The sequence below is a fragment of the Carboxylicivirga mesophila genome (assembly GCF_018271975.1).
Lineage (GTDB): Bacteria > Bacteroidota > Bacteroidia > Bacteroidales > Marinilabiliaceae > Carboxylicivirga > Carboxylicivirga mesophila.
Genome location: NZ_JAGUCN010000034.1, coordinates 38,750 through 49,921 on the forward strand (window position 1 = coordinate 38,750; position 11,172 = coordinate 49,921).

Sequence of the window (11,172 nt, forward strand, 5' to 3'; positions counted from 1 at the left end):
AAGATGAAAAAGTTAATGCAAAATATAGTTAATGGAATCAGTTCTTACCGCAAAGGCGCGAAGACGCTAAGCAAAATATTCTCTGCGCCTCTGCGTCTCTGCGGTTCACCTTTCATTCCTCTGCGCCTCTACATCTCTGCGGTTTCTCTTTCTTCAAAGCTTTCTCCGCGCCTTTGCGCCTCCGTGGTTTTATTTTTCTTATTCTTTCAAATAGGTGCGCAAACAACCTACCCCATTCGTACCTACACGGTTCTGAACCCGCCAATGCCTTATAGTTTGAGTGCTTTTGCTTCGGAGCCGGGGCGCATGCAGCTAAATGTGGTGGTGGACGATGTGGCGCTTGAACAGTACCCTGTTAAATTTAGTCTGCATATACAGGGTAACGGGGTACATTTATATACCAAACCGGACCTGCGACAGCAGCCTTTTATGCTCGATGGCGGACTCACGGAAACAGTCACGGGGCTTGACCTGGAACCATTGTTTAATCCCAATAACCTGATTTTTGAGGGTTACAGTCGTAATGAGTACCAGCGCAATGGGCGATTGCCGGAAGGTGTCTACCGCATTTGGGTGGATATATTAGATTATTACCGTGCCATGAAAGTGTCGCAGGCTTTTCCGGGCATGGCAATGATCTACCTGACAAGGGCACCGCGTTTGTCATTTCCGTTAGATAAGGCGGAGGTTAACCCGCAAACAGAACCTAACATACGATTTTCGTGGATGGGCACCTTGCCGGCCGACCCGGAGGCCGATGTGTACTATCGACTGAATCTTTGGGAGATAATGCCTGAAGGACGCGATCCCTACGAGGTGGCACGTGTGAGCAGTCCCATCTTTACAGATGAAAGCGATGACCCTAACTTTCTTTACGACATGGGTATGCCACCTCTGCTGGATGGCATGAGCTATGCCTGGCAGGTACAGGCTATTGACCGTGAGAACCGGGCCCGTTTTCAGAATGAGGGTTACTCGGAGGTGAATAGTTTTCGCTATGGACTGAGCTGTGTGACGCCTGAGCCACGCATCAATAGTGTAGTTTATAACGAAGCTAGCATCAGCTGGGCGGCCAATGTTGCGACTCAGCTTTATCGTGTTTTTTATAAAAAAGCCAAAGATACAGAGTGGCAAAGTGAGGAAACCACTATGGTGAATCACACCCTAAAAGGATTGGCGGATAATACCGACTATGAAATAAAAGTAGTAGCCATTTGTGGTAATGAAGAAAGCGACGAGAGTCGTATAATACGCTTAAAAACCGATCGTAATGTAGATTATACCTGTGGAACTGATAACGATGACTTTGACCTGAGTAATCGTGAGCCATTACAGGAACTGTATCCCTTTGATGAGTTTAAGGCCGCTGATTTTGTGATTGAGGTAACCGAAGCTGAAGGCAGCAATGGGGTGTTTAGTGGTAAGGGAATGGCTTTGGTGCCATACATCGGCATGGTTAAATTCTATGTCACATTCGATAATATTACCATTAATACTGACAATCGTATGGTGGATGGCGAGGTGCATTTTGTGTACGACGAAGCAACCGGAATGGTGGTAGGGATTGGCGCCGGAGGTGGTGATGACGATGAAGAGGTAGATGTGACAGATGACTTGGATGATATAGCCGATGAGGTAATCACCATAGATGGTGATGTAAAAGAAGTGAAGGTTAGTGACGACAAGGTAGTTGTGGTGAAAGAAGATGGTACTACCGAAACCATTAAAATTAAAAAGGGCGACAAGGTAGCAGTTGTCTCCAATGGCGGGCAGGTACATGTGGCTGACTCTGGCTCGGGACGCGTTTATACCACACCCAAGAAAAAGTCTGGTGGTAAAAAAGGCAGCGACAGTGTGGGGACAGCCTCACAAACCCGCCAGTATGGTGCATCAGTCAGCTTTAAAGCACCTGACGATATGCATTTTGGCTACGATCCGGTGGGCGATGGTAAAACTAAGCCCAATGCTTATTTTGAAACTAATAAAACAGGCGATCGCATTGCCTGGAAATCGATACAGGCCGGTGGTACTGATTATATAGATGTGATACCACAAGGCACACATGCCGATAGTCTGCGTTATATACGCAAAAGCGGACTGGTAACTCCGACCACCCCACAGGAAAAAGGCAGCCGCCTGTTATTAACCGGCCTTGGTGGTGGCGATGAGGATATATTAACGGTAGCCGTTGCTAAAACAGAGCAGATTGACTCTGTCAATACACGTGAGATACTCACTGAGGCAGGGGCTTTAGGTTTGGTATCCTACGATATGATTACCAAAAATGTGGTGCTGGTGCCGGTGAATAGAGCGCAGTGTCCGCAAAATGCAGCGCCCTTGATAAAGACTCTAAATGAAATCTACGCGCCTGCAATAACAAGATGGCAAGTCAATATTGCACCAGCAATAACTATCTCTAATTTAGATTATAACAATATCAATCCTGATAATCTATTAGATTCTGACAAATACACACGAGAAATGGCTAATGTTGTCAGCCAATATGCTCAAATATCCCCAATCAATAAGAATACTTACTATCTGTTTTTTATCAATAGTCCTGGCATTGAACGTAATGGATATATGCCCTTAGCCGGACAATTCGGATTCATTTACAACTTTGGCAGCAATATCAATACCATAGCTCAGCAATTGGCACATGGAGCTTTTAACTTACGAGCAACAACAGGTTCCGGTGCAACAACTCTTAACCTGTTAGACAAAGCCAATGGTACAGAACTATGGAAAAACCAATGGGATCTTATCCATAATCCAGAACAAGTCCTAATGCCTGAAATAGATATTAATACGGAAGTTCTGGCAGACAATAACGATTCCGATAAAAATGACTCGAACCAGAGCGATTCAGAAATTAACTTGAGTATTGGAGCTAATCTTAAAGCAAATGATAAGGTAAAGTTTGGACCGATTTTGGTTACATTGAAAGCTAATCCAATAACTTTCAATTCTGATAATCAAACAACTTGCAATTACTCTGTTTCTGATGTTGAATTTGAATTGGTATTTAACGATACGTATTATGGTCAATATAAAAAAGATATTTCCAATGCTCAGCTACAGTACAAAGTTGATTGTCAAACTGGTCTGCTTCAAAATGCCAGTATTAATTGGGAAAGCAACAATGGTATAAGCATTAATGACATTGGATTTATTGATGCCCTTATTTCCAAGCTGGAGATTGATATTAATAGTGGTGGCGAAGTGGGCGGTCTCATTAATTTTAACGCTCAGCTCAATGATGACAAATTAATTTGTCCACAACTAATAGTTCGGAAAGGATTAACAGGGAACTTCAACTTTAAATTCTTAGCTACAGGAAGTGCTTTCGGTGGACACTTCAACTTTAATGATTTGAATAATATGGTCATAGATTTTGTTAAATCGGATCAAAAGATTGCCTCTTTAACTAATGGCCAGCTTACTGATAAAGGATTATTTATAGGTGATCTTCAACTTGATAAACCTGCAGCATATTCAGAAAATGGATTTAACATTACTCTGAAAATGCTTTCCGGTAAGCTTACATACAATGTAAGTTTACAAAGCATACTATTTAATTCGTTGAATGGTGAAGCATCTATTGGTAGTTTACCAGGTACAAATACACAATTTGATATTAGCATCAATAAAACCAATGAAATTATACAAGCTTGCATAAAAGATTTAGACCACCTTTCTTTTTACGGAATGAATTTGGATGCTAAGAAGCTGGAAGTTCAATTCAATGAGAGCTTTGAGCTGGTCATATTTGAAGGAAAGGAAATTAACGCCTCTTACAGCAATTCCCAGCAATCTAAATCTCTGAGTGGTGATATTAACATTAGACATATAATAATTGAGAACAACCAGGTCAGCAAAATAACAGGTGGAGGAACGGTTGCCTATTCTCCTTATGCTAACATTCAATTATCAAATGGAGAATATAATCCTGAAGATAGAAGTATTAGCTTTACGGCCAGTGTGGATGCTAGCGCAAATGCCAGCAATACAGGAAATATGACCATTAGTGAGGTAATCATTAATGAGGATGGAACATTTAAGATTGGGGAAGTATCTGTTGATGCACTATTGCAAGCAGGACCTTTAACTGTTGAATTTGAGAAAAAGCCTGGAAATAGCAAAAACATCAAATCCGTTAAAGCAAAGGTAAGCCTTAACGTAAACGAAGGTGAAATTGAGAAGAACCTCTCATTCAATGCCAATGTAGATTACATTAAAGATAAAGAAAAAGGCATTACTTATTTAGCAGTTGATGTTGCAGATTTGGACCTTGAATTCTCAGAGATATACGCTATAAACAGTAAAGTTAATGCTGTAAAATTTGGCTATAGCAAGAATGGAGATGGGACTGAAGATTACAATGGACAAATAACGCTTAATGCTTCGTTAGAAAATGATAAATATATCTACAAAGACCTTGTGAAATTAAGCAAAGGTATAGAAGGTACAATCATCTACCATATAGATTCTAAAGCCAAGGATCGGCCAATCGGAAGTTTTGACCTTAGTAATTTAAAGAAACTTAAACTAGATCTGATTAGGGATGAAAAATCTCTTGCCTCCTTTAGCGGCAATATATCTAAAGATGGGTTGTTAAATGGACGCTTTAAGGTTAATCAGGCACAAACCTATGCATCAGGAGGTTTCAAAACAACTTTGAAGGCATTTGATGTGGAAGCCAGTTACCACTTAAAGGAAAAGATATTTGACTTCAAAGCTGGTAAAGGACAGGCCGTTGTCTCAGAAATTAAAGGTATTGAAGGAGAATTCTTGTTTGATCTGGAATATAAGAACAATAATTGTATTGCTTTGCTTTCAACCAATCAGCAAACACTTAGATTCTGTAAGGTTGATGTTTCTGATCTTTTATTAGAAGTGGTCATAGACACCGAGCTCAACCTTAAAAAGATCAATGGTGGTTTCTCCATTCAACCCGAAGGCATGAGTTCAAAATTAAGTCTTTCCGAAGTGCTTATAGAAGGTGGAGAACTAAAAAGTCTAACGTCAAGCGGGAACATTGAATACAACCAATTCAAGTTTGATATTTCTAAGGCAAGCTATATAAATTCGAATTTGTCTATCACAGCTAAAGTGTTATTGGGCGAATCGTATGTTGCAGTTGACAAATTCGACATTGCCAATGATGGAAAAATAAGTATCGGAAAAGTAGAAGGTAACATCAACCGTTCATTAATGGCCATTCGCTTTGATGCTGCATTCAGTGATAAGCGTTTCATGGGTTCGTTCGATGCAACTATATCCAAAAAGCTGGGAATTAGCGGAGCTGTTGATATAGGATCAAGTGCCTGTACTTCATGCGATGGAGGGGCATTCAACTTTGGTTACTATAATTTGAAAGTAGGAAGTGCTATTCCTATCTTCCCAGGCGTATCTATTTCTAAGTTGGGAGGTCAGTTTGGATATAATTATAAGATTGATTTCTCTAAAAAAGAACGATATGGTAATCCAGACTACGGCACCTATCTGGCAGGGCTCTCATTCGGCTTGCAAGATAACGCAGGTTTGCTCGAATTAGCAGTTGATCCGGCCGTATATCAATGGGGTGATAAAGAAGCCAGCTTATTCTTGAGAGGAACCATTAAAGCACCAAAAGTATCACCTGTCTTTAAGGGTGAAGCCAATATTACATTAGAAATGCCATCGTACGATATTTACGGTAGCATAGAAGCTGATGTTAAAATACCTGCTAAAACAGGTTGGATATTAGATTCGAACCAGGAAGTTAAATTTAACATGACGCAAAATGTAAAACGCTTCTCAACAACAAATATGAATGCATCCATTTTGAGAGTGGTCAAATTTAACGGTAGTTTTGAAAACACACGCAAATACAATGATAATGGTGAACTAACTGGCGCAAAAGGACACCTGAATGGTGATCTGGACTATGGTTTTACCTCAGATTTTAAAACAAGTGGAACCGGTTATAGCTTAGATTGCAAATTTGACTTTAATTTCAATGCTCATTTAGTTACTGATTTCACTGATAAAGGATTAAATACAGCTGAGTTTGGTGGTGGTATCCATGCCTGTGGCTCAATTGATGCATCAGTGCTAGGGTGTGAGTTTAGTCCATATTGTTCTGTAGATGGCGATGCTATGGTTAAATATCAAAAACCGGCCTGGATGATGGAAGCCAATTACAAGTTTATAGTTGGTCTGAAAAGTTTAGGAGAAACCTCATTTGACGGAACTTATTCTTATACATTTGATGAATAATAAGAACTAATTAGAAACAATATAATGATTAATAGCCATCAGTTCATCCTAATGAAAAAGTCTTAAAAAACATTAGGTAAAAGCTGGAAGGTTGACTTTGAAATAAAGCGATGAAAAAGACAGTTATATTTATATTTTACCTGCTGGTAACAGGAAATATCCTGTTTGCACAATCAAATTTTACACTACTGGGAGAAGGTAATGGAGAGAATATCAGTTTAATCTGGTCTGTTGATCATTGGGATGCTAATCTGGATGGTGTATTTATAAAGAAAAGATCGATTCGGAAAGATGGCTCATCTACTCCATGGGAAAATCTCACAAAGGAGATATTAAAGCCCTACAATAAACAAGATAAAAGTCTAAACAATATTTCAAACTCCAAATCAATCATTCGTGCACTGGAAAAGAAAAGAATTGCTCTTCTGCAAAATACTGCCAATGGTTCAACTAAAATTACGGAAATAAATGCCGAATCATTCAAACAGGAAATACAGGCTGATACTGCGGTTTATAAGATGCTATGCCTGATGTTTCTTTTCGATTATGACGTTGCACTTATGTATGGTTTCGGCTTCGTAGATACCGACTACCCTAATCGCGGAAGTGTTGAATATGGGCTTTTTCCTATGATTAGCGGAATTGAATCCAGTGCTCCTGTGGCAACTTTTAAATGGGCAGCAAATGATGTGCCTGATTTAGATGTTAATGTGATTAAAGAAAAAATTAAGAAGAAAGGATCGCGCATTCAATTGCGTATTGAATACGATGGAAAACAGTTGGATAGCAAAGAAACATTGGCCGGTTTCAATATTTACAGGAAAATCGCTAATGAATCATTTAACCGCATCAACAATAAGGTTGTTTGGTTAAGTAAAGCATCCAATAAGCGTGTATTACATTACAGTGACATCCTTAATGATGAGGATCAGGAGTATACCTACTCCATAAAACCAGTTTCAATCTTCAGTAACGAAGGCAATGGTTTTGAGCTAACCTGGAGTATGGCCAATGAAGTAACTCTTCAAGCACCTGAACTTTACACAGAGCAACACCCCAATTATGATTTTATACAAGGTGGTGTAAGCTTACAGTGGAACTTTAATGAGCATCATGAAAGCGAAATTACTGGATTTGTTATCCAACGTCGAATAGGCTCCGAGTCTGACTTTATAACAGTATCAGATACCTTATCTGCTAAAACCAGGGTATACAAGGATCATTCGCTGAATCCCTCAGACACTAAAAACTACCATTATAGAATCATTGTTCAGCCGAAGGAATCTTTTGCTATCTGGAGTAATGTTCTACGCTTATTCTATAATCCGAAGCCTATTGTGGAGGATGTAAAGTCATTAACAGCATCATCCAGGATAGAGAATAACCAGGTACATGTACAATTAAACTGGACGGCTGATGAGGATTTCATTAATCAGATAAATGGATTTCTAGTTTACTGTGACCGATCGGGTGGTGTTTTAGCCAAAGAAGCGAATATTGCACCTCTCAAAGCTACCAGTTATAACTACCTGGTAGAAGGAGGAACTGGGCGAAAATACAAGTTCAATGTTAAATATCAAGACACAGATAACAGCCCTTCTGATTATACCGACACTATAACGGTTGTTATACCTTCGAAGAAACTACCTTTTGTAACAATCTGGCCATTCTCAGTTGAAGAGAATGATCTTTCTTTCGAGTGGCGCTTTCCTAATGACATTGCAGATCTTAAAGGATTCAGAGTATTTCTTAATAATGAATTAGTACGCAATGAAAATGATATTGACGCCGCACAAAGAAGTTGGTTGATTGAAGATCTGGAAGCAGGAGATTATGAGTTGGAAATTCAGGCAGTTAGTGAATCAGGTGTCACCAGTAAACGTTCGCAAAAAAGAATAATAGCAATTGAATAGATACTAAATAAATTATCATACTCTCGAATGTAATTATTCATCGTGACGGTGTATACAAATAACTATCTTGAGCTAAATTATTGACCTATAAACCAACAGCAACATAGATAAAAACCGATAACTATCCATTTCAAAATCGATAGGCATCGGTTGGCGATCCGATAACTATCGGTTTGTCGATGGAGCACTTATCATTTGGCTAATTTGCAATAGTATCGAAAGTAAAAAGGAAGCATCATTTGTGGCTTAGAGTAAAACCTAACATGGTTTCAATCCAAACTATATTAGGTTTTCAGCATGCATGTGCGCATACAAAAAAAATCCCCGTAAGTTCAACTTACAGGGATTTTCATTTAGTGCGGAGAGAGAGGGATTCGAACACTCCTTCTCAAATATCTATTTATCAACCTGATAATCTATTTCTCCATAGTTGGTCACCGAATGCGTCACCGTATAACATACGTTTGTTTTCACTCTTCTGCTTTTCAAAGAACTTTAAAGCAATATAGAATTTGTTTATAACCTATACAAAATGTGGTATAAAATTTTTGCGAATCGGGTAGTCTTACCTGAAAATATAACCTTGAAAATAGATACGGCAATTTGTTCAGAATCCCTTTTATACTGTTTTCTGTTGTGCCTTCGTGCTTTCTATTTATTTAATTATTTGTCTTATTTTCAACGCATACTCCATTGATCCCTTAGGATCTACATTAACGTTAAATGCTTCTTCAATTATTTCGATCATCAACTTGTTTATACGGGCAGGGGAACTTTTCTTATCAATGTAAAATAGAAGGTCTATCGATTCGGCATAGTAGTTATCTAAGTCTTTAAATCTTTTTGCATACTCACCTAATGGATTCCAATCTGTTAGTACTTTTTGTATAGCTTTAATTTGCATTTTGTCTATTGCTTCATTATCCATTTTTTCAATGTTTAATAATCAGTTTTGTTTTGATAATTATCTGTCTCATGGTTTCCAAGGTGCCGCTAACGTTGATTAACGTTGCAAGTATGGCATTTTAAAAACAAAACTATCATTCGCTATTTCAGCGTATTAAATTCTTGTTTTTACTAGTTCATTCATTTCTTTAAGCGGTGAAGTCCAATTTTTTTTGCTGTTTATTGTCAGTTCAATTGGAGTTGTATTTATTATTCCATTTTCATAAATAACATCCATATCATCAAAGTTGGCGTATTTGTATTTGCAATGATATTTAAAGACGCTTACGAAATCATTAATTCTCCCTATAACTCTTCTGTTATTGTTTGTTCGGTAAAACATCTGTTCATATCCGATAAAATCATCTTGCTTAATTCAGTTCCAATATTCAGATTGTCATTGTCGAACTGTGATTTAAACCGTGCCTCTAATATTGAATTTAAGTGTTGTAAATCTTTCTTTAATAATTTGTCAATAAAGACCGTATAACGTATAATAAGTCAAGGCATGAACCAAAATTAAACACTTCTTTCGGTCTAGAATAAAAAGATGAGCGTTCCAATCACATGGTTTTAATTCTAAACTGTCCTGTGGAAGATTTTTGTCAATTGAGCCACTATAATCTCCTAATTTCTTACTGCAATAAACTCGTTTCATGTTGCAATATAAATATGAATCACTCACTTTCCAACTTGCGCCTAAAGGCCTGCCGCAAGGCGCGTAAGGGAATTTCAGCCTTGCTAACCATTAACGTTGCGTGGAGTCGAAGCGTTGGGTTGGGTTTTATATTTTCAATTTTTTTAAGTCAAATCAATTTGACGTTGTTCGCCGAAGCTACGAATCATCCAAATTACTCTGAATCCCTAAGGGCTCTATTGCGGTTTGTTGGCGCTTCGTGCTTTATTTCTTTTTCTGTTTAAATTCAAAGTCTCCCATCAACTTATTTAGTTGTTCAGATTGGGTCTCATTAATATGTCCTGTTTGTTCTGCAACAACAATTGTGTCATTGATAAATTCAAACTCTGCAATGTTCTTAATTTTATTCCTCTTTAGAACTTTTTCAATTATGTTCCGCCTTTCTCGATAAAGTCCTTTTTTATATAATTCAGTCCAAAATCTTTGTCCTTCTGGATTTTCAATTTCATTCCAATGAGCAAAATAGTCGCTTTCCAGATATTTTAAGCTATCCATTCGTTTGAATCCTTTCCGTGGATTTAATGCGTATTCTTTTACCAACTGTCCAAGTTTAAGGTATTCTTTCTTGTCAAAATCAGGCAGTTTTGAAGAAGTGTTTATTATTTCCTGAGCGATGTCGACAACTAAAGCTAGTTTCTGTGCTCTTTCCTCATATGTTTCTCTAGTCTTTTTCATCATTGCATGAGCGCCAACGGTCTCGCTGCATGGCGTCGTGAGGGATTTTAACCTTACAATCTTTCCAAATTGAGCGGAGCCAAAGCGTTGTATTTGTTTTAACTTTTTATTTTAAGCCAAATCAATTTGGCGTTGGTTGCCGAAGTTGTGGACTTATCAAAATGCTAAGTACCCCGAAATGCGCTATTGCAGCGTGTTAGCGGTTCGGCTTTTATTGATTAGTTCTGATGCCAATTATATTTCTTTCTAAGTTGTTCAGGTCCTAATAATTTATATCCTAAATATGTTATTGTCATAAATAAGAGATAAGCATAAAATAGCCAATCACAGACCAAGTTTGTCATTTGTCCGACAACACCAAGCCGATAATGAGCATAATTAACAGAAACTTTCATAATTAAAATGACAGCCAAAATTATTAATGTCTTTTTGGTCAGAATATGTATTGCCTTGGCGAAACTTAATTCTATTAGTTCCTTATCCAATATCCAGTGATGATTCTTATAAAGAAAAAGTATCTGCCTAAAATGCATTTTCTTTTCATCAAGTACTGAGGAATTTAGAACAAATAAATAATCAACTATATCTAACGTACAAGTGCATGATGCTGTGGCCATCTTTATTTTTTTGCGGTCATCCCCATCGATGGCCATGCATTATGCATGTTGTTAGGCGTAGTGA

5 protein-coding genes and 1 pseudogene are annotated in these 11,172 nt (G+C 38.0%); 2 read left to right on the top strand and 4 right to left on the bottom strand.

Going from position 1 to position 11,172, the window contains the following annotated elements:
- Positions 1–3: 3 nt before the first annotated feature.
- Both KEM09_RS20405 and KEM09_RS20410 read left to right on the top strand, forming a co-directional pair.
- A complete protein-coding gene (locus KEM09_RS20405) occupies positions 4–6,261 on the top strand; it encodes a fibronectin type III domain-containing protein (RefSeq protein WP_212231426.1) in 6,258 nt (2,085 codons plus the stop codon).
- Positions 6,262–6,371: 110 nt separating this feature from the next.
- A complete protein-coding gene (locus tag KEM09_RS20410; RefSeq protein WP_212231428.1) occupies positions 6,372–8,174 on the top strand; it encodes a fibronectin type III domain-containing protein in 1,803 nt (600 codons plus the stop codon).
- 655 nt (positions 8,175–8,829) lie between these two features.
- Here KEM09_RS20410 and KEM09_RS20415 read toward each other — a convergent pair.
- From KEM09_RS20415 to KEM09_RS20425, 4 genes and pseudogenes are all read right to left on the bottom strand, one after another.
- On the bottom strand, positions 8,830–9,102 hold the full coding sequence (locus KEM09_RS20415) for a hypothetical protein (RefSeq protein ID WP_212231430.1): 273 nt from the start codon (positions 9,100–9,102) through the stop codon (positions 8,830–8,832).
- Positions 9,103–9,234: 132 nt separating this feature from the next.
- Positions 9,235–9,777, bottom strand: a pseudogene (locus tag KEM09_RS22150) (DUF6933 domain-containing protein).
- 243 nt (positions 9,778–10,020) lie between these two features.
- Complete coding sequence (locus KEM09_RS20420) at positions 10,021–10,494, bottom strand: hypothetical protein (protein WP_212231432.1); 474 nt, start codon at positions 10,492–10,494, stop codon at positions 10,021–10,023.
- A gap of 215 nt (positions 10,495–10,709) precedes the next feature.
- A complete protein-coding gene (locus tag KEM09_RS20425) occupies positions 10,710–11,144 on the bottom strand; it encodes a hypothetical protein (RefSeq protein WP_212231433.1) in 435 nt (144 codons plus the stop codon).
- Between the last annotated feature and the right edge of the window lie 28 nt (positions 11,145–11,172).